Annotated in this window: 13 protein-coding genes and 8 pseudogenes; 10 read left to right on the top strand and 11 right to left on the bottom strand. The window is 53.0% G+C overall.

What is annotated here, in order from left to right; translation table 11 throughout:
• Positions 1–82: 82 nt before the first annotated feature.
• The 4 genes and pseudogenes from rpoH to ftsY form a co-directional block, all read right to left on the bottom strand.
• Positions 83–940, bottom strand: a complete 858-nt coding sequence (rpoH, locus tag GPOALKHO_RS08585) for an RNA polymerase sigma factor RpoH (RefSeq protein ID WP_406702143.1) — start codon at positions 938–940, stop codon at positions 83–85.
• 158 nt (positions 941–1,098) lie between these two features.
• Positions 1,099–2,089: pseudogene (gene ftsX / locus GPOALKHO_RS08590) on the bottom strand (cell division protein FtsX).
• Positions 2,061–2,721: pseudogene (gene ftsE, locus GPOALKHO_RS08595) on the bottom strand (cell division ATP-binding protein FtsE). Before ftsE ends, ftsX begins: the two co-directional pseudogenes overlap by 29 nt.
• Positions 2,708–4,192 carry a signal recognition particle-docking protein FtsY gene (ftsY, locus tag GPOALKHO_RS08600; RefSeq protein WP_406702144.1) on the bottom strand — a complete coding sequence of 495 codons (1,485 nt, stop codon included), beginning with the start codon at positions 4,190–4,192 and terminating at the stop codon, positions 2,708–2,710. Before ftsY ends, ftsE begins: the two are co-directional and overlap by 14 nt.
• Before the next feature lie 222 nt (positions 4,193–4,414).
• Here ftsY and rsmD point away from each other — a divergent pair, with 222 nt between their 5' ends.
• Entirely contained in the window at positions 4,415–5,020 is a 606-nt protein-coding gene (gene rsmD, locus GPOALKHO_RS08605; protein ID WP_406702146.1) for a 16S rRNA (guanine(966)-N(2))-methyltransferase, read from the top strand.
• A gap of 342 nt (positions 5,021–5,362) precedes the next feature.
• On the opposite strand, the pseudogene GPOALKHO_RS08610 reads toward rsmD, so the two are convergent.
• Positions 5,363–5,706, bottom strand: a pseudogene (locus GPOALKHO_RS08610) (DUF1820 family protein).
• Positions 5,707–5,878: 172 nt separating this feature from the next.
• Between GPOALKHO_RS08610 and GPOALKHO_RS08615 the strand changes: the two are divergent.
• A pseudogene (locus GPOALKHO_RS08615) lies at positions 5,879–6,509 on the top strand (lysoplasmalogenase).
• A gap of 27 nt (positions 6,510–6,536) precedes the next feature.
• Here GPOALKHO_RS08615 and tusA read toward each other — a convergent pair.
• Entirely contained in the window at positions 6,537–6,791 is a 255-nt protein-coding gene (tusA, locus tag GPOALKHO_RS08620; RefSeq protein ID WP_406702148.1) for a sulfurtransferase TusA, read from the bottom strand.
• A 193-nt stretch (positions 6,792–6,984) separates the two neighbouring features.
• Here tusA and GPOALKHO_RS08625 point away from each other — a divergent pair, with 193 nt between their 5' ends.
• From GPOALKHO_RS08625 to GPOALKHO_RS08635, 3 genes are all read left to right on the top strand, one after another.
• Positions 6,985–7,650 (top strand): 7-cyano-7-deazaguanine/7-aminomethyl-7-deazaguanine transporter, encoded by a 666-nt coding sequence (locus tag GPOALKHO_RS08625; RefSeq protein WP_406702149.1) that lies wholly within the window; start codon positions 6,985–6,987, stop codon positions 7,648–7,650.
• 419 nt (positions 7,651–8,069) lie between these two features.
• A complete protein-coding gene (locus GPOALKHO_RS08630; RefSeq protein ID WP_406702150.1) occupies positions 8,070–8,204 on the top strand; it encodes a hypothetical protein in 135 nt (44 codons plus the stop codon).
• A 1,858-nt stretch (positions 8,205–10,062) separates the two neighbouring features.
• Positions 10,063–10,260, top strand: coding sequence for a hypothetical protein (locus tag GPOALKHO_RS08635; RefSeq protein WP_406702152.1), 198 nt, complete (start codon positions 10,063–10,065; stop codon positions 10,258–10,260).
• 447 nt (positions 10,261–10,707) lie between these two features.
• Here GPOALKHO_RS08635 and GPOALKHO_RS08640 read toward each other — a convergent pair whose 3' ends face one another.
• Positions 10,708–11,481 carry a hypothetical protein gene (locus GPOALKHO_RS08640; protein WP_406702153.1) on the bottom strand — a complete coding sequence of 258 codons (774 nt, stop codon included), beginning with the start codon at positions 11,479–11,481 and terminating at the stop codon, positions 10,708–10,710.
• A gap of 77 nt (positions 11,482–11,558) precedes the next feature.
• Between GPOALKHO_RS08640 and GPOALKHO_RS08645 the strand changes: the two genes are divergently transcribed.
• Positions 11,559–11,771 carry a hypothetical protein gene (locus GPOALKHO_RS08645; RefSeq protein ID WP_406703513.1) on the top strand — a complete coding sequence of 71 codons (213 nt, stop codon included), beginning with the start codon at positions 11,559–11,561 and terminating at the stop codon, positions 11,769–11,771.
• Here GPOALKHO_RS08645 and GPOALKHO_RS08650 read toward each other — a convergent pair.
• A pseudogene (locus GPOALKHO_RS08650) lies at positions 11,705–12,843 on the bottom strand (NAD(P)/FAD-dependent oxidoreductase). The gene GPOALKHO_RS08645 and the pseudogene GPOALKHO_RS08650 overlap by 67 nt on opposite strands.
• Before the next feature lie 270 nt (positions 12,844–13,113).
• Between GPOALKHO_RS08650 and pitA the strand changes: the two are divergent.
• Positions 13,114–14,721 carry an inorganic phosphate transporter PitA gene (pitA, locus tag GPOALKHO_RS08655; protein WP_406702155.1) on the top strand — a complete coding sequence of 536 codons (1,608 nt, stop codon included), beginning with the start codon at positions 13,114–13,116 and terminating at the stop codon, positions 14,719–14,721.
• A 50-nt stretch (positions 14,722–14,771) separates the two neighbouring features.
• Here the strand turns inward: pitA and GPOALKHO_RS08660 are convergent.
• Positions 14,772–14,980: pseudogene (locus GPOALKHO_RS08660) on the bottom strand (hypothetical protein).
• A 431-nt stretch (positions 14,981–15,411) separates the two neighbouring features.
• Between GPOALKHO_RS08660 and uspA the strand changes: the two are divergent.
• The 3 genes and pseudogenes from uspA to GPOALKHO_RS08675 all read left to right on the top strand — a co-directional run bounded on the left by uspA (position 15,412) and on the right by GPOALKHO_RS08675 (position 16,796).
• Positions 15,412–15,897, top strand: a complete 486-nt coding sequence (gene uspA / locus GPOALKHO_RS08665) for a universal stress protein UspA (RefSeq protein ID WP_406702156.1) — start codon at positions 15,412–15,414, stop codon at positions 15,895–15,897.
• Positions 15,898–16,304: 407 nt separating this feature from the next.
• Positions 16,305–16,529: pseudogene (locus GPOALKHO_RS08670) on the top strand (hypothetical protein); the annotation flags it as partial.
• On the top strand, positions 16,530–16,796 hold the full coding sequence (locus tag GPOALKHO_RS08675) for an NAD(P)-dependent oxidoreductase (protein WP_406703469.1): 267 nt from the start codon (positions 16,530–16,532) through the stop codon (positions 16,794–16,796).
• Positions 16,797–17,289: 493 nt separating this feature from the next.
• Here GPOALKHO_RS08675 and GPOALKHO_RS08680 read toward each other — a convergent pair.
• Positions 17,290–17,728, bottom strand: a pseudogene (locus GPOALKHO_RS08680) (class I SAM-dependent methyltransferase); the annotation flags it as partial.
• Positions 17,729–17,774: 46 nt separating this feature from the next.
• The gene (gene prlC, locus GPOALKHO_RS08685; protein ID WP_406702157.1) at positions 17,775–19,826 is read right to left on the bottom strand and encodes an oligopeptidase A; all 2,052 of its coding nucleotides are present in this window, start codon (positions 19,824–19,826) and stop codon (positions 17,775–17,777) included.
• Between the last annotated feature and the right edge of the window lie 839 nt (positions 19,827–20,665).

The following is a 20,665-nucleotide window of genomic DNA, read 5'->3' on the forward strand; positions in this document are numbered from 1 at the left end:
GTAAATCAACCCTGCCGCTTTACGCCCTCTGCCGCCATGTAGAAAACGAAGCGGCCGATGAATTTAAAACGCCGTACTGTCGTTAACCCTCAATCGCCAGACGCATTTTTTTCATGGCATTTTTTTCAAGCTGACGCACACGCTCTGCGGAAACACCGTACCGATCGGCCAGCTCCTGCAGCGTGCTTTTGTTGTCATCATCCAGCCAGCGCGCGCGGATGATGTCCTGGCTGCGCTCATCGAGACCCTCCAGGGCCGCACTTAGCTTGTCGGCGGCATGATCGTCCCAATTGTCCTCTTCAATGCCGTCGGCGAAATCAGACGCTTTGTCCTGTAGGTAAAGCATAGGCGGCATCGATTGTCCTTCGCGGGTGTTATCTTCCGGTATGGGATCGAAGGTCATATCCTGCGCGGCCATGCGAGACTCCATTTCACGGACATCCTTGCTGGTCACGCCCAGCTCTTTAGCCACCATTTCCACTTCGTCCTGGTTAAACCAGCCCAAGCGCTGTTTAGTTTTACGAAGGTTAAAGAACAGTTTGCGCTGCGCCTTGGTGGTCGCCACTTTTACAATACGCCAGTTGCGCAGCACGTATTCGTGGATCTCCGCTTTGATCCAATGGACCGCAAACGACACCAGCCGCACGCCTACTTCCGGGTTAAAACGGCGAACGGCTTTCATCAGGCCGATGTTGCCTTCTTGAATCAGGTCAGCCTGAGGCAGGCCATAACCGGAATAGTTACGCGCAATATGAACAACAAAGCGTAGGTGAGACAAGATCAGCTGCTTGGCCGCCTTCAAATCGCCCTGGTAATGCAGCCGTTCAGCCAGCGCCCGTTCTTCCTCCACCGTCAGCATCGGATAGGTATTGGTGGCCCTCATATAAGCTTCCAGACTGCCCTGTGGAACATGGGATAAAACTTGTATATCTTTGATCATTCATGACCTCTCGCTAGAAACTTGGACGCCGTTCTACAGAACAGCTGCACCAGGACGCGACTTCCCGTTATTGAACGGCCGATAATCTAAGACGGCGATCCCGCCGGTGAGTTTAGTAATCGCGACCTCTATCTAGATCCCATTATACCAAAAAAATGTTAATCAGGCGTAAACCGCCGTAAATGTTGCACCGTCGCTAGCCAGGCCGCAGCCAGCCGCATCATGGACGAAATCAACAGCAAGAGGATGGCTTTATCCCAACTCAAGCCATGCAGCACGAACGCGGTGCCAAATACCGCCGCCACGTTCGCCACCATCAATTCAAGCCGACCAACCAGTGTACTTGACAAGATCAGCGACAGCACCGCGCCGCCCATCCCCAGAGCGCCCTGCCGTTTAAAAAGGGCCTTAGGATAAACCTATCGGTGGCACTGATCAATTTCATGACGTTGATGGTATCGCGCCGGCTGAAAATACTCAGACGGATGTTGTTGCCGATAACCAGGAAAACCGTGATGACCATCAGGATACCTATCAATCATGCATGGGGAGATCATGCATGGGGAGACCTTGCCGACCAGGCCAGTCAACACCGCCAGACGTGCGAACCAGCTGTCGTCCATGCGCACTTCGTTCAGCCTTTGGTGACGGCGACACGGTCGCGCAGCGTCTTAAGCGCGTCAACGCTCTGGAAATTGACCTTTGGCGTGATAATGGCCACCGCCAGCAGCGAATCTCCTTCAGCATGCCCATCGCGCCGCCAAAACCCGGCCAGTCGCGGAACTCGCCTTTCGCCTCTTGAAAGGTAGCTAACCTTGGCGACGTCGTCCTCCCGCCTAAGGACGCCCATCGCCTTCAAAGCGGCATCGTTATCCAGCACTTTTCCAGGTACATCGTCAGCTGCGGCCGTCAGCTGCGGCGCGGGGTATCACTGCTACGTCGCCTGGCTGACGTTTTCCATACTAGATAACATAAACTGGGTAACGTCAATGAAATGGCAATCACCATCATGGTTAAACAGTGTAGCCAGGGCTGACGCCTTGGATTTCGCCGCTTTCGCCACCACTGTCTGCGAGCGCGGCGCTTTGCCAGTTTGTTCACGCGCCTGCCCCGGTTGAATTTATTCGCCACAGACTCCCCAGATACCATGATTGAGCGTAAAGATATTGTAATTCCGGCGCGCAATCAGCTCGGTATCGTGAGTCGCCATTAGCACCGTCACGCCGACACGGTTAAATTCTTCAAACAGACGCAATATGCCCTCGGACAGCGCGTCGTCCAAGTTACCCGTCGGCTCGTCCGCTAACAATACCGCCGGCTTGTTGACCACGGCGCGAGCAATACCGATGCGCTGCTGTTCGCCGCCCGATAATTGCACCGGGAAACTGCGCGCTTTATCCAACGGGCCGACTTTATCCGGCGCCGCCAAGACCCGGCGACGGATATCCTCAAAGCTGGCACCGGCGATCACCGCGGCATCGCCACATTGTCATAAACGGTCCGGTCCATGAGCAGATGATGATCTTGAAAGATCATCCCGATCTGACGGCGCAGAAATTGGATTTCGCTGTTTTCAGTCGGCTGATATCGTGACCGCCGAATAAAATATGCCCCGCTCTCGGGCGTTCAATGCCACATATCAGTTTCAGTAGAGCACTTTTCCACGCCCCGGAATGGCCGGTCAGAAACGCCACCTCAGCCGAACGGAGGTGAAGGTCCACCCATTGCAGTGCCTGTCGTCCGCCAAGATAGGCTTTGCTGACTTGTTTAAAGCGAATAATCCTTTTTAATCCTCTCAGGCAAAAGTGCCTCAATAAAATCGTCGGCTTTGAACAGCCGCAAATCCTCAACACCCTCCCCGACGCCAATATAGCGAATCGGGATGCCGAAGCAGTCCGCCACGGCAAAAATGACACCGCCTTTTGCAGTGCCGTCCAATTTGGTCAGTGTGATGCCGGTCAATCCCACTGCATCATTGAATAAGTTGGCTTGGCTGACAGCATTCTGCCCAGTGCTGGCATCGATGGTCAGCATAATCTCATGGGGGGCCTCAATGTCCAGCTTTTTCATTACTCGAACAATTTTCTTCAGCTCGTCCATCAGGTGCGCTTTATTCTGCAATCGCCCCGCGGTGTCTGCTATCAGCACATCAGTACCGCGCGCTTTGGCTGCCTGAATTGTGTCGAAAATAACCGACGCGGAGTCGGCGCCGGTCTGTTGCGCCACCACCGGAATATGGTTGCGCTCGCCCCAGACCTGAAGCTGCTCCACCGCCGCGGCGCGGAAAGTATCCCCCGCCGCCAGCATGACGCTTTTGCCTTCTGCCTGATATTGCAGGGCGAGTTTGCCAATGGTGGTGGTTTTCCCCACGCCGTTAACGCCAACCATCAGTATAACGAACGGCGTCTTACACGCTACCTCCAGTGGCCGCTCAACATTAGCGAGGATTGCCGCCATATCCACGCGCAATTTGCTGTACAGCGCTTCGGCGTCCCTGAGATGGTGGCGTTCGGCATGGGCAATCAAACCCCCGATTATTTTGCGCGTAGTCTTGACGCCCACGTCAGCGACCAGCAACCGCTCTTCCAATTCCTCGAATAAATCATCATCGATTTTTTTGCCACTGAACAATCCGATAAATCCGGATCCCAGGTTCTGTCGCGTTTTCACCAGACTGTTTTTCAGTTGGGCAAAGAACCCGGCGCACTCGGGTGCTGGAGGTATGCCGTCTTTTGCCGGCCGCGGTACAGTATCCTCATTGGGGATGATATCTGCGGCCGGCATTATCGCCACGCTGACATCCTGATGGTTCTCCGGCGCCGTGGCATCGGCAATCACGATCGACGAAGCGACGGCGTCTACATGTTTGCATAGCGGAGCAATACTGTTATCCCTGGATGGCGAAGCGACGGCGCCGTTCTCGGCGGCAGCCATCGGCGTTTTATCGCTGGCGCCGGCGCGACCCCTCTGCGTCACCACCTGTGCGGTAAGAGACACAATTTCAGTGGCGATGCGCTGTGCGTCATGCTCGCGAGCAGGAACATTCGGCGCCGAAATCCGCTCAGCAGCGGGCGTTTGCGCCTTCGCCTCCGCTAACGCTCCTTCGGTGGCATCCGCCACCTTCCCGCGCGCCACGGTAGTAGCAATTGGCGCGCCGGTTTCCCATCCGGTTTCCGGCTCGCTGACCGTGTCATCGACCTGACGGCTAAAGCCTAACCAGGAAAGGAAACCACGTTTTTTCTCTTTTGCCATTTGCGACTACACTCCTCGCCCAAGATAAAGGGCGAATAACCTATCTGATAATGCTTAGAGTTTACCACTTTACCCCAGCGGGCAACATGTGTCGCGGCGGTTTTTGACTTGCAGGACTAGTCAAATGCGATTACATTTCCACCACCTCTTTGCCAAGCTAGAATAGGCTATCGTTGACATTCGTTGTGGTCTTTAGGCGCTTTGACTCATAACAAAATATCTATGGCAAATAACAATATCGCCCGCTCCGCCGGACAAATTCGCATCATCGGCGGGCGCTGGCGCGGTCGTAAGTTGCCGGTGCCAAACAGTCCAGGTCTGAGGCCAACCACCGATCGCGTGCGTGAAACGCTGTTCAACTGGCTGGCGCCCGTTATACAGGAGGCCCGCTGCCTAGATTGTTTCGCCGGCAGCGGCGCGTTGGGTCTGGAGGCGCTTTCGCGCGGTGCCGCCAGTGTCACGCTGTTGGAGCAGGATCGTGCTGTCGGCGCACAGCTCGCCAAGAATCTGCAGGTATTGCAGGCGCAGCAGTGTCAGGTCATCACCACCGACAGCATGCGTTGGCTCGTGCAGCCGGGTGATGCGTTCAATGTGGTCTTTATCGACCCCCCCTTCCGGCAAGGCATGATAACCAACACCGTGGCCATTCTGGAGCGGCACCGGCGTTTGGCTGACGACGCCTGGATTTACATTGAAACCGAAACGAAAGGCCCCTCGCCCGAAGTGCCGCTCCACTGGCAGCTGCATCGGAAAAAAATCGCCGGGCACGTAGCGTACCGGCTCTACATCCGTCACGCTACGCCGGATAAGCACCATGATATTGATTAATTTTGGCCGTCTGTTAACGCTGACGGCATGGGGATTTTGTTGTTCAACCTGACCAACCGCTCCCTAAACCGCTTAAACATTTCCTTGATATTGGTCTTTCATGGTAGTAATGCATGCGCTGCAACTGACGCGCTGAAAGCCACGATGATCAAAGATCAAATCAAAATCAGCACTGTTTTCAGACACAGGTGTTTCTTTTCAGCGTGTTTAAAAGGTTGCCTGGCAAAAACAGCGGGCACAGCGCCCGCTCGCGGCCGTGGCCGCCAATGCCTCAAGACTACGCCGAAACACTATCACTCCGCAGGCGGGGCAACGGCGGTTTAACGGCATCTTGCTGAAGGATTACGGATTCTTCCCGGGCAAATAGGAAAACATTTGTCACGTTATTGCCCAGATCGAAATGCGGGCGCTGCCCTTTTCCGTCGCGACGTCGATACGAATAACCGCCTGCAGCGGAATGTAATTGCGGCTAACGCCGCTGAACTCCGTCTTCAGTTTTTCTTCGGAGGGATCGACCACCAGGCTATCGTGGCTGCTGAACATAAAATCGCCGGTTTCGATAAAGCCGAACAGGGGCTTTAGCTCACATACAACTAACTGGTAATTTTTCCATTATCAATAAACTGAGTGCGATAGGCTGCTCGCTGCTCATCAGCCTGCTGTCTCCCGTAAGTATATGCACGCATGAATTACGCAGGAAAAGTAGCACTAACGTAGCATGTTAACCGACAATGCGCATCTGCCTCGTCAAGGATGTCAAAGTCAGGACACACCAGTGCTGCTGCGCGATGCTCCAGACGGCCGCTATCGCGGGCAAGATCGCCGATATTTACTCACCGCGCACCAAAAGGAACGCCAATGCTTTGGTCTTTCATGGCCGTGTCTTCTCTGGATAGCTGTACGTGGACGCCTCTTACCGTGGACCGACTGGCAGCGCTGGTTGTTTCAGCCTATCACGCTGTTGCTGCTGGTAGTGCTCGCCTGGTAGGGGTCAGGCCTCACCGCCACCGGCTATCGAGTGAACGGCTCTTTACACCGTCGGCGCGTTTTTTCTCTGCCATGCACCGTACACCATTACGTCGGCGCGTTTTTTCTCTGCCATGCACCGTACACCATTCGTTTCGCCAGCCATATACCGCTGGCGATATTCTGGCCGTTACTGCTGACGCTGCTGATCCTCGGCGCGGTGCTGATTATGTTACTCTGGTGCAGGCTTGACGAGTTGCGCTGGCCCGTGTGCACCTATATTAGTTAGTGTCACGCTTTTGATGGTGTGGGTCACGGGCGAACAATCTCTTCAGCTCGGTAACGATGACACCTTCTCACTGCTGACGGGACCGTGTTGCTACTGGTGGCGGCGAGCGTGTGCTTAATCAGTCATTACCGCTTCCAGTTCAATGCTGCGAGCGCGCTTAATGCTGCCCGCGCGCTTATCGCCGCGTGCCACTTCGCCAGCCATTTTCTGATCGTGCGTTCGTTGTATCTTTAACGCGTCCCGATGCGCGGCCGTGGGCCGTCAGGCCGCCGTCAAGCCCTTACACAGCAGGTAGCGGTAAGGCAGTTGTTCCGTAGCCTGCGCCAGCAGGGTATGTTCCATGAACCGACAAAAACCGGGAATATCGCGGGTAGTGGCCGGATCGTCAGCGATAACAAGTAAGGTCTGTCCGTCGGCCATATGGCGCACGGCTTTACGCACCATCATTACGGGTTCGGGGCATCGCAGGCCGCGAGCGTCCAAGGTTTGATCCGCGGTGGCAAAAGCATCAGACATACATGATTCCGTATTAATCTTTAAACACAAAGCATCAGGGCGCCTGTTTACGCCGGTAAACGGCAGCTGCAAGCGGCGCAACGGTTAAACGATTCTCCCGTTGCATTGATGGCACAAAACGGTATCATGCCTGTCGCGTGCTGAAAAATGCGCTGGGAATTCTGGGTGCTCCCATTGTTTAAAAGATTACATCATGTTGAGATTTTCGCCACAGCAGCGGCTACACGCCTTGATAGGGCTAGCGCTGTTCCATTTGTTGGTAATTACCTCAAGTAATTACCTGGTGCAGCTGCCGGTATCGATTTTTGGCTTCACCACGACCTGGGGCGCGTTTAGCTTTCCCTTCATCTTTCTCGCCACCGACTTGACGGTACGGATTTTTGGCGCCCCGCTGGCGCGCAGAATCATACTCACGGTGATGGTACCGGCGTTGCTGATATCTTACTGCGTCTCGTCGCTATTTTATCAAGGAGAGTGGCAGCGGTTTGCCGCACTAGGAACGTTCAATCTGTTTGTGGCCCGTATCTCCTGCGCCAGTTTTATGGCTTATGCTCTCGGCCAAATTCTGGATGTACACGTTTTTAACCGCCTGCGCCAGTGCGGAAATTGGTGGATCGCGCCAGCCGTTTCTACACTATTTGGCAACACCTCCGACACCGCGGCATTTTTTTTCATCGCCTTCTACCAAAGCCCGGATCCGTTTATGGCTGCGCACTGGGTCGAAATGGCCGCGGTGGATTACAGCTTTAAACTTCTAATAAGCATGATTTTCTTCCTGCCTATGTATGGCGTACTGCTTGGCTTGTTGCTTAAACGTTTTGCTCTCCGGAACAATTCCGGATTACCCCGCTTGAGTTAATCCTGCCTTTGTGCTAGAATCTGCGCGGGGTGAGCCGCTTGCGTGCGGTGCTGACCCTTTATAGGTTTGTGAACGCTTATATGCTTGCGTGACGCATCACAAGCTCTACTTAAAAGACTCAACCGTCGGCAGGCAATGCTATGTTTCGCCGGTCAGTGTATATCAAGGCGCAGGAATAAGGGGTGGTAGCGTTATCTGCTCATGGTACCACCGCCTAGACAGCGGGATAATATGGAGTGAGAGGGTAAATTTATGCACAAAATAGCAAAGTGTTTGGGTATGAGGATGCTGGCCCTCAGCCTGTCGGACTGTGATAATAGCAAAGATCAAGAGACATCCGGTGCACCTGCAGGTACAGCCAGATCCACAGGCGTAAAATCAGCCTGCTAGATGGTAAATTTTTAGTATTGCTTGGGGATATGCGCGATCAAAGCAGTAAGGTCTGGACGCAAGCGAACAACATGCATGTATACGTGGATTCGAAAGCGGTGATCATCATCTTGAGCGACGATACACTGCAGGGACTGGATACGCTGACGAGCAGCGCGCGCTAACGATCCGGATTTACAAGTGGTCATCAATAAAGCGATCACTGTCGACGGCAATCGCTACAGCAGCTAGACAGCATTATCGCCAGCGGCGGCAACAAGCCTATCCGGCGGTCGTGTTGGGTAAGGTGCATCTGTTAATGAGATCAACAGAAAGCGAAAAACGTGGTGGAAAAAGCACCATTCATACGCTTAATTTTGAATGGTGCCGGTAACGCCGCGTTTTTTAGTAACGCGGCCCGCGTGAGTTAACGCCTTGCGGCAGGGACAAAATCATGAGCAGCTCCGCAAACATCAGCAGGGCGGAAATGAGGTAAATGAAAGCAGCCCGCCACGCGCCATCAGCATCTTCGCCAGCGGGTCAATTATATCCAACGCCAAATCCATAAAGCGGTGAACGGCGACGGAATAGGCCGATAATCTCGACTGTACACTAGCGAGACCAGCAAACCACCGTAGCGGTTAATGCTGTTGGGAAGCAGAAGCCGGGTGCCGACAAAAGCGGCGCGCTAACAACGGCCATGGCGCCAAGCTGGCGCCGCTGTTCCACGAGATGAACCAGGCGATAAACCCAACCGCGCCCGCGCCACAAAGTATCACACCGGAAGAGAAGAAACAAAAAGTGTCAGCGCCATTATGGCAGGGACTCGATCCACAACGACAAAAGGTGACACGCATCGCTCAGCAGCAGGCAGCCGCCCAGTCCAAGCCAACAATGCGCTTAGGGCCGACCCGTCGACATGGCGCCCGGCGTAAGGGCAGCTTAAACAGCGGGGTCAGGCATTGCAAACTGACTACCAACTCCACTCAAAAGGTGCTATACCCCACACGATCATGCACATAACCCAGTAAAACGACAAGAGGCAAGTCGATGGTGAGATAGTTAACGAAGTTGAACACCACTACAGAAAGAAATCGAAAACTTGCGGCAAAGGACAAAAGGACAAATATAATAAAAGTTATGAATGTACTTATCGAGAATTATACGTGCTATGAGAGTTCGATAAAATGTGTAGTGACAGCTCTGATGAGGGAGGTATTCCGCTCGAGCACATGCGTTTGCTTGGCGCCACCCCTTCTCCCCGCTAAACACATTCTGCGTCGGCAAGAACTATTAATTATGTGGCTATAACTCTAGCGCCGCCGCAGGCAACTACCGACTCACCCGATAATTTCAGCAAGTCATGTACGTCCGTAAGCGACCAGGATGATGAGATTAGCAGTATGCTCGACCTCTATGACACACTTGATTACAAAGCCGAGCTAGCTGGCGGTGGTTCTGGGTAAAAAAGGTGCGTCGCGCAAAGTGACGATCTCTGTCATATATTTTGTTACACCTTGGTAAATGACACGACGTCACCTACAGAAACAGCATCGCCAATGGCGATTGGGTAAAGACTGTGTGGATTTTGCTCATAGGCGCCCTGGTGTAGCCACGCATGAATTTTGGGCGCTCGGTTCGTAAATCTTTTCCCACACCGTCAACGGTGAAAAGACAGTGAGCCGCCATTCGTGATTTGATCTTTGACATTCCTGCTCTGATTAAAACCAAAATGTCATGTTGTTGCCTGGAGATATTATCGCCACCTGTATGCCTGCCGGCGTTGGTTTAGGTTTCTCTCCGCCAAAATGTTTGAGCCGGGGCGATAAGGTGGTGGTAACTAGAATTAACCAATAGCATTATCTGACGATCGCGAGTCATGTTTTACTCATCGAGCTCGGTATTGCATCGGATAACCTATCTGTATCGATACCGATTAACTCTGCCATGTCTTTTGTCTTTTGAATTAATCGAAATAGCAAAGGGTATTACAGCCCTGTTATCTTTTAATAATCAGAAACTAATGATTTAATGAGGTACTATATGGTCAAGATTGTAAGTGCAATCAACATCTCTCATTATTGCCTTTTAGATGATCATTTTGAAGACAATTTCCTCAATTTAATGCCAACGTTAGGCATGCCGGTGAGCGATGCGAATATCGAACCAGCGGAATACGTAATGAAGGCGCTGAAGTTTGATGAATGGTACAACGTTACCAGTAACGCGGAAATTGCGTAAATGCCACCGGAGAGACTGATGCACGGCGGTTTTTATGCGACGCGAATTGGGGTATCGAATATGCTAATAACCTGATGATGCCGCTTTTCTTTATGCAGCGCATAAAAGTCTATCAGACCGTCGGCAAGAGCGCCCTTATCAACGTTCCTACGCTACTTCAATTTCGCCAAATATGAAATGAACATGATAAGCAGGATGGATGCCCCTGTGTCACAACTATCAGCTTGTCAATAAAGAGTGGGAGCGCGAAATACTGGAGCGTTTCGAGGCTTGCTTTATGGGGAAGTGGGGAAGTGGAGGAGCGTGATGACCACGATGGACATGAGGCGTAAACTGGGTAGCGCTGATGAGCGCGATATAAAGGGGCTCGTCCTGATCACGTTGCTTATGAATCCGTGCCGAAATGGATGACAGGTACAAAGCTGATGTTTATTGTCTGAAAAACATTTATCTCCAGGAGATAGCAAGCAAATATCGTCTTGTCAATAAGGCTTCCTGCCCTAGGTGCCTTGATCTGGGACGTTGCCGATAGTTATGGCGTGCGCCTGGAGATAATTTTCCTCGGATCGTTATGTAGCTTTCTTGCGCCGAATGACGCGGCGCCCTACGTTTATCGAAAATGGCTGGAGAATACCCCGATGGCAGGAACGGAAACGGGCTATTTTGTAATGAAGACGGCAGAGTGGGCGGCCTACCAGCGGCCGGCTGGCGCGTGATAATCAATGCCAAAATAAGTACGGCTATTCCTACTGTGACGCCTTTAGAACCGATTGTCAGGCCGCGCTGCTGGATGTCGTCGGCCGCGAAACTATCTGGCTCGGTAAATAACTGACTCGACTGGATGATGCCGGCGATGAAGTTAAGCTGTACAGGGCTGATGGTGCAATGGCTAGCACTGATTTGTGATGGGGCCAAATGATAAGCGATGACGGTCGGCCGGTATTTACCGGGAATAGCGCTTTTCACGGTCTGGCCAAGACGCCGTCTTGGACCGCTTTCCCGAGCCATATGCCTTATATGGACCGGATGGGCGACAGGATGCACGCGCTCAATTTCCCGTAGGTAAAGACTTTGCCGACGATCGTGATGTTCATGGATGTCCCGGAAAATGGGAGCATGACGCTTGGTGGGTCCTTGCCGACGTTGCAGGCATCGGCAAAAGTTCGCCCATTGACTCCCATGGCCGGGCAACTGCCTGAGCACGCCAAGCCCGCTGAACACTGTGGCGTTCTTACGCTAGGGTATGTTCTAGGTTACTCCCATAACCCCATGGCATCGCATGCGCGCGGTGTTAATCGGTGATGCCGCATCACGGTCAGGTGACGATTTCTTTGTTCGAAAATGCCGTCGCCCTTGCTTATGTGATCAATAACGACGCACTCTTATCTGTGCAAGCGCAGCTTCACACCTTTGAGCGGGAGCGTAAAGCTCCCGCTGAGCACATTCAAAAATCATCGCGCAGTGCCAATGATTGCCTGCATCTACCTGAGGGGCGAGCGCATGGAACGTAACCTGAGATGGTGGAGCTCCAGGCCCACTGAAAATTATAGTCACTCAGCCAACCGATAATATCAACCACTTCGCCGATAAAATACAGCCTTGGCACAGCATTGCATAAAATACAGCCTTGGCACAGCATTGCATACAAACAAACCGGTCCTGAACCACTTTGACGGTGCGGTAATCTTCGGTGCCGTTTGGCTGAATTCGCCACTGCTGCAACGGCGATACCCACTGCGAGATATGACGCGGTGTCAGCTGTTGCAGGCTGATATCCGGGATACCGTGCGGCTGGACCAGCATTCTATTAGCTGTACGGTAGCAGTTTTGCCAAGGTATTTTCAGACTCTTGTTAGGATGGGCAGCGAGTTTCCTCGCGCAGCATGTCCGGCAGCACCACATCCGGCAGTAAATCAATCGTCAAAACACTCACACATTTGCCAGAAGTTGGAAATCTGTAAGATGGCCAGTCCAGACAGACCGCGGTCAGTAAAGAGGACATTTTCGCGAAACCGGGTACTCTCCTTGGCGCTGACGATCGCCAACGCCGACAGCGTCGGCATGACGTCCAGATTAAGCTCTTGGGTAAGATGGTAGTCAAACGGCGTAGCGCCCAGACTGGGCATCGGCAGCTCGCCTGTGGCAACAGCCAGTGCGAAGGTCTAAAGATCTCCCTTGGCGGCGTCAGCAGAAAACCGCCGCTTGTCGGGTGGTCGACAAGCACTTCGCTACACAAACGTAACGTGACCTGTCCTTGAGCCGGCACTCCGCCAGCAAGAGATCCACGATCCGCTGCGCCGATTCATTGCAAACAACTGCCAGAGTGTCTTTTCAGGCGACGCCGTGGCGCTGCACCAGATGAAATCCCATTGCGTATAGTGGAAAATGGGGATTTTGAGGCAAAGAGGCGGCCATTGCGATGTACAGGTTTAAATTGCAGCGGCCGCCGACCGATATCAGGATCTTGCGGCTCGTTTTGCCGTTATACAGCAACAGCATGCGGCGACCCAATTGAGCCTGGGCGGCGCAAGACATGCCTGCCGCGCCAGCGGCCGATGACCACCATTCAAACTGTTCTGCCATTATTTCACTCTGCCAATACTCTTAATGGGCGACCTGACCACGCGGCCGACAAGACTGCGGCCCGATTGCAATAGACCTGGCAGCACATTGCTATGGTAACAAAATGCCCGATTAGGTAAAAGCGTATCTTGCTGAATTTGAAAGATTATGTGGGATAGTACATGTTTATCGACAGCAAGTTTATTGAAAATGTCATATTTTCCTTTTCCACTGGCTCTCTTGTCGCAGATAATGCGGCCCGTTCATGTCCAAACAATGGCGTAATTCTCTATGCTACATCTATTCACCGGCCTGGAATTCCATACCGGTCTAATGTTAGTACTCGCACTAATCTTTGTTCTGGTTTATGAGGCCATTAATGGCTTTCATGATACGGCCAATGCCGTAGCCACCGTTATTTACACCCGCGCGCTGCGCTCTCAGCTGGCGGTCGCCATGTCCGGGTTGTTTAACTTCCTCGGGGTCCTGATGGGCGGGTTGAGCGTAGCCTATGCTATCATTCATCTCTTGCCGACCGACCTTTTGCTTAACGTCAGTTCCATTCACGGTCTGGCAATGATGTTCTCCATGCTGCTGGCAGCTATTTTGTGGAACCTTGGTACCTGGTATTTCGGCCTGCCGGCCTCCAGCTCGCACACCCTCATCGGCGCAATTATCGGCATCGGTCTGACCAATGCTCTGGTGAGTGATGGTTCGCTGGTGCAGGCGCTGAATATCCTCAAACTGATTGAGATCTTTTTTTCGCTCATTGTCTCTCCACTGGTGGGGTTGGTGCTGTCGGGCACGATGGTTTTCGTTCTGCGCCGCTACTGGAGCAGCACCAAAAAACGCCGCCGAATCCATCTAACCCCGGCAGAGCGTGAGAAAAAGGACGGTAAGCGCAAGCCGCCATTCTGGACCCGTATCGCCTTGATCTTCTCCGCCGCCGGGGTGAGTTTTTCACACGGCGCTAATGACGGCCAGAAAGGCATCGGGCTTATTATGCTAGTGCTGATAGGAGTTGCGCCGGCAGGTTTTGTGGTCAATATGAACGCCAGTGGCTACGATATCAGCCGTACTCGCGATGCGGTTAATCATTTGCAGCGGTATTATATGCAGAACCCTGACGCGTTCACCCACATCGTCAGCTCGGACGAGGCGCCGATGCCGCCGCCGGCCTCGGCAATCCCCGCCCCCGCCACACCTTTACCCGGCGCCTCTGGCAGCCACACTGCCCCCCCAGCCGCTATCGGCGTGCCGATGGCGAATGGTCAAATACTGGATCCAAGTATCGCCCCGCAAACGCATGGATTCCATTGTGACCTGTCGCGGGCGTCGTTCGCCATTAATCGCGCCTCGTTGCTGCTGTGCAATCTGGACAGCTACGAAATGCTCAATGCTGATCAGCGTTCCCACGTACGTCGCCTGCTGATGTGCATCGCCGATACCGCCGATAAAGTGGCGAAGCTGCCGGAAATTTCCGCCGCGGATAAACATTTACTGTCCAACCTGCGTCATGATCTGCTGTATACCGTGGAATACGCGCCAATGTGGATCATTGTCGCCGTGGCGTTGGCGTTATCGTTGGGCACCATGGTTGGTTGGCGCCGGATCGCTACGACTATTGGCGAGAAAATCGGTAAAAAAGGCATGACTTATGCCCAAGGGCTATCAGCGCAAATGACCGCGGCGGTGTCCATCGGCGTCGCCAGCTATACCGGCATGCCGGTGTCGACCACCCATGTGCTGTCGTCCGCGGTAACTGGCACCATGGTAGTGGACGGTAGTGGCGTACAGGGCGAGACCGTGAAAAACATCCTATTGGCCTGGGTGTTGACACTGCCGGTGGCGATCATTCTGGCTGGCGGCCTCTATTGGTTGGCGATAAAGCTGATCTAACCGCCGCTGCAGAAGTAGGGCGAGCAATCGACCTCTTTTTTGTCTATGATTCAGTGCCAAATTGCAGGGGCGATGAGGACTACAATGAGACTACACAATGCACTGGTCAACATAAACTGTCCCGCACGCGCTCACAGCAGCGCTTGCCGGGATGCCCATGAGTGGTAAAACCACTGCCACCAATACACTGATACAGCGGCGAATCGCAGCCGTACAACACTCACAGCAATGCTCACAACGCAGAATAATATCGAGCCATACTAACAGTGCATATGACACATAAAGCCTAGAACAGAGCAACAGTGTTTACGGGGTAGACGGCGGTTATAACCGATATAAGTAAGCTTACGACTGACAGACCATCCGAAGTTTGTTGCTATGCGCAGGGGAGCAGCTCGGACGAGAACCGTGAGATGACATACTGTTCAGTGTAGAAAAATTTTGACAAAAGCCGCCAACTGAAGCGATAGAAATTATGCGTTTTCGCAAAAAGTTTTACCGCGGCCATCAGCTGATGGCCGCCGGCCTCATAGTAGGGGAGGGATATCGTGACCACTCTCGCAGTTGCATGGGTTAGCTGCTTCGTTACCAGGTCGAGTGCGGTTAGACTGGAGATATGCGTCCACTGTCGCTCGGGGTCGCGAATTGAAACGAGAATAGACGAGTGACATTTTTGCAAGGAGTCTGATTATGGCTTACAAACACATCTTAATAGCCGTCGACCTTTCACCGGAAAGTAACGTGCTGGTCGAAAAAGCCGTATCGATGGCCAGACCATATAATGCCAAAGTTTCCTTGATTCACGTTGATATCAACTACTCCAACCTGTACACTGATCTTATTGATGTCAATTTCGGCGATACGCAAAGGCGCATCTCAGAAGAAACGCAGCGCGCCATGACCCAGCTGGCGCAAAACGCTAACTACCCGATTGCCGAAACGCTGAACGGCAACGGCGATTTGGGGCAGGTGCTGGTGGACGCCATCAATAAATACGACGTGGACCTAGTCCTGTGTGGACATCACCAGGATTTCTGGAGTAAATTGATGTCCTCAGCGCGCCAGCTTATTAACACGGTCCATGTGGACATGTTAATCGTACCGCTCAGCTATGACGGCGACAATGAGGAAGATTGGCGCCTGATGGGCGCGCAACGGCACTCCACGCCGGCCTAGTGACGCGCTGAAGACAGAGGGTGGAATACGTACACAAGGGTTTGAGCTGGAGTGGACAGAGGTTGGTCAATTCCCTTTGTGCCTCTTCAATCACGAAATGTATAATCGCCGGATTATCGAATACGCCTTCTAGTAGGCGGGTGTAAGCCCAACAGGTAGTCGTTGAAACCAATGCGCTCGACGTGCTTTATGAGATGGTAAGCCGCGGCTGGGTTTTCAGCATGGCCCCCATTAACGCGGTACCAATCTATTTTTCACCCATGGCATAGGGATCATCTCATCGTGTCGCAACCAGCGCTCCTTTGCAGGTTATGACTCCGCAATGTCATCCGCAGCAGGCGATAACCCGCCACGCCAGATAGGGGCAGCTTCCAGATAGGGGCAGCTTCTATGTAGAAGATTGTGCGATGTTACCTGGAAGGCCACGAAACTGCTTGTCACCAGCGATAAAGAGGGGCGAACTCCATTCTGATCACCATTTTCCCCGACACTGTCGTGATTTTACAGCCGTTCTGGCCAACTTATCTCACCGCCAAGCGCATTGCCAAAGCCCTCCAGCTCAACTTGCCCTGACCGCCGGCATCGCCACTGACCATGTCGATCTTAAGGCCGCGGCTAGTCGGGGTATCACCGTGGCCGAGGTCACCTTTTCAAACTTCATCAGCGTGGCGAAGCACATGGCGATGACTATTCTGGTGATAGTCCGAAGCCATCTTCCCGCGCACCTGATAGCAAAACAGTGTTGTAACATCGCCGACTGCGCGGTCCGCAGCTACGATATCGAAGGTATGCACCTTGGTGCATTGGGTACTTGGCGCATCGGCCAAGCGGTTATCCGTCGACTCAAACCTTTCGATACGAAATTACACCACTACGATCCACACCGTCTGCCGGATTAAGAAACAACTTAGCCTGACTTACCATGAAACGCCCGCATCCCTTGTCAAGGTCTACGACGTCATCAATCTCCAGATATCTCTCTATCCCTCTGTTCAAGGGTACGTTAATGACACCTTTATTTGATGAATACCGCGCATGGCACACTCTGCGATCGCGATGCCATCGCCTGGATATTAACCTCGGGGCAACCGGCAGGCTACGGTAGCGATGTATAGTTCCCTAATGGCACTGGTTGATTACCCCTGACGCAGTATACTGAATCACGGCATGACGCCATATTATCTCCAGTACCTTACTATCAGCACAAGCGTGTTACGCAGCGGGAACATTGGAGATTCTGCAAAACGTCTTTGACGATAAACCTGTCCGCAAGGCGTATTTGATTGTTGACGGCGGAAGCCTGGTCGGGCAGATGCAAGCGCCCATAGATCCCTAAGCTTACCTGCAGCGACGGCAGCCTCAAAACGATGTTCTTAGTGGTGATAGATGCCTGCCCGCCAACAGTTGAAATACCCGCATCTCCTTTTCACCAGCGCGCTTTTCTGCCGCTGCGGAAACATCGGATCGAGATAGACCACATCTGGCGCGGGGCGCAGCTGTGCCAGCGCGTTCAGGCTAGAGCCGTGATGATGCAGTGTCAGACGCTCCTTCAGCCAGGTCCAATTCGGGATCGGCATACGAGCGGCCCAGGCAGGCAAGCACAAGAGCTCACGCCCCAGTCCGGCGGTGGCGTCAACCACATCCGGCAACCATTGGCCTTTGACGCCCACCGCTTTGGCGACTGCTTCGCTGTGCCCGCCACCGTAGCGACGCTGTGCGCCATGGCGCCAGTAACGAAGTAACAGAAACCGCGCCCAGTTTCGGCTCGTCCCGCTTGCGCAGTTCCAGACAGCCTGAGGATTGCTTATCAAGCCCAGCGCGCGGCCAGCATCTGCAAACACAAAGAATCGACGCCGGCCTCACTTTGACAACCCCACTCAAGCCCCATATTCCCGGATGCCGTAATGATGTAGCATGGCATCCAGTTGCGGCTCACGGCCGCGAAAGCGGGCGAAGAGTACCATCGGTTCCTCGGAACCGCCGCGCGACAAGATTGTATCAAGGAAGGATTCGCCGGTATCCCGGTTGAAGATACCTTCCTCCTCGAAACGTGACCAGGCATCCGCCGCCAGGACATCCGCCCATAGGTAACTGTAATACCCCGCTGCATAGCCGCCAGCAAAAATATGGCTGAAGGTATGGGGAAAACGTCCCCATGCCACCGTCGGTACTACTGCCACTTGTTTTTTAACTTCCGCCAGGGTCTCCAGCACGCGTGCACCATGTTCTGGTTGGTATTGATAATGCATGCGGAAATCGAACAGGCCGAACTCCAGTTGACGCAAAATAAACAGCGCTGCCTGATAATTTTTTGCCTCAAGCAACTTACTCAACAGTTCATCAGGTAGCGGCTCACCGGTTTCATAATGGCCGGAGATCAACACCAGTGCCTCTGGCTGCCAGCAGTAATTTTCCATAAGCTGGCTCGGCAACTCCACCGCATCCCAGGGTACGCCGCTGATACCGGCTACTCCCGGGGTATCGATACGGGTCAGCATATGGTGAAGCCCGTGACCGAATTCATGAAATAGCGTGGTGACCTCATTATGGGTAAATAGCGCCGGCTTGTCGCTTATCGGCCGACTGAAATTACACGTGAGATAAGCCACCGGCTTTTGCAACTCGCCGTTGGCTTTACGCATCATGCCTACGCAATTGTCCATCCAGGCGCCGCCCCGTTTATTATCGCGGGCGTACAAATCAAGATAAAAACTGCCGCGCAACTCGCCATGCTCATCAAATAAATCGAAGAAACGGACATCCGGGTGCCAGGTGTCCACATTGGTACGCTCTTTGGTCGTGATGCCGTAAATGCGTTTAACCACCTCAAATAGTCCGCTGACGACCCGCGGCTCCGGGAAATAGGGACGCATTTGCTCGTCGTTAATGGAGAACAGGTGCTGTTTTTGTTTTTCACCATAATAGGCGATATCCCACGGCTCTAGCCGATCGCAGCCGAAGTGGCTTTGCGCAAAGGCGCGTAACTGCGCCAATTCCTGTTCGCCTTGTGGACGCGCTCGCCTGGCCAGATCGGTCAGGAAATCCAGCACCTGCTGGGGATCCTTCGCCATTTTGGTGGCCAGCGATTTATCGGCATAGCTTTCGAATCCCAACAATTGCGCCAGCTCATGGCGTAGCGCCAGAATTTCACTCATCAGGGGGCCATTGTCCCATTTGCCAGCATCCGGCCCCTGATCGGAGGCTCGGGTGTTATAGGCGCGATAGAGTTCTTCTCGCAGCGTGGCGTTGTCGCAATAGGTCAGTAACGGCAGATAGCTGGGGATATCCAGCGTTAATAGCCAACCCTCCTGCTCGCGGGCCTGCGCCTGGGCGCGAGCGGCGGTAAGCGCGCTTTCTGGCATGCCGGCCAGCGCCTGTTCATCGGTTATCAATTTGCTCCAGCCCATGGTCGCGTCCAGCACATTATTACTGTAGGTCGAACCTAGCTCAGAAAGACAGGCGACGATCTGCCCATAGCGCTGCTGTTTTTCCGTCGGCAGTCTGATACCGGATAATTCAAAATCGCGCAGCGCGTTATCCACGGCTTTTTTTTGCGCTACGCTCAGCTGTACATAATGCTGGCCGTCGCGCAGATTCCGATAGGCGCGATACAGGCCCTTATGTTGCCCTACCCAGGTGCTATATTCAGATAGCAGAGGCAGGCTTTGTTCATAAACTTCGCGCAGTTCCTGACTGTTCTTCACCGCATTCAAATGGCTCACCGACGACCAAATCCGGCTCAAACGATCATCCGCATCCGCCAGCGGCTGGCAGAGATTCTCCCAGGTGAACGGGTCGGGCTGGGCCACGACTTCCTCAATGATGTGGCGACAGTACTCAAGCGCGACCCTTACCGCCGGCACGACGTGCTCAGGACGAATGGCAGTAAAAGGGGGTAATAAAAACGAGGTCAGTAGCGGATTGGTCATAGCGCAGTCCTGATGTTCATGAAGAGCCAAGAGGATTAAGGTAAGGCTAACTATAGAGAAAATCAATGGTGAGAGAAGTGTATCGGCCGCCACGCGGCGCGACTGGTCATTTTTCCCGCTGGGTGTCGGACCAGGACCACGGCGTGATTAAACGATAGTTTCCGGTATTTGTCGCGGATTAGCGATTAATTGCTTGATCTGATGCAGGTGAATGTTCGAAGTTAAATATTTATTATTCACATACAATACGCATCTCCCGTTATCTGAGGACGGGCATCACTATGCTAACTGCCTTTAATCGAATGTTGGACAAGGCGGCTCTGGGAAAATTGCTGCTACGGTTTACCTTTGGCGTCATGATGCTGTTTTACAGCATTACATCGTCGCCTATGGTGTATTCCTGGGAGAGATCATTGTACCATTGATGTTTATTTCGGCATTCTGGTGCGATCTGCCTTGCTCAGTCCTCTCAGCGCCGTCTCAGACCAAGGCTTTCAGAGTACAGGTTAACATCATTCATTTGATGACGGAAAGGATTGCGATAACTAAACCAATCCAGCCGGCGCTATGGAACATGATAGTGACCACATCCGCCGTTCCGAGCGTGTAGGCGACAATAATGGATATACAGCCTATAATTAAATATAGATAAAGTAATCATAAACAAAACGTGGTTCTTATTTTACAATAGCGACTGATATCGAGAGAAATTAACGCGCCAACAATGCATTCACCCGCCACTATGGTAGCCCACGGACTTAATGACATCATCGGTCAAGAAAAGAATGGGACGGAGATTTTCGCTGTCCAATTGAGTGAGGAAAACTGCATAAAACCAA

It is taken from the genome of Sodalis sp. (in: enterobacteria) (assembly GCF_036327475.1).
Classification (GTDB): domain Bacteria; phylum Pseudomonadota; class Gammaproteobacteria; order Enterobacterales; family Enterobacteriaceae.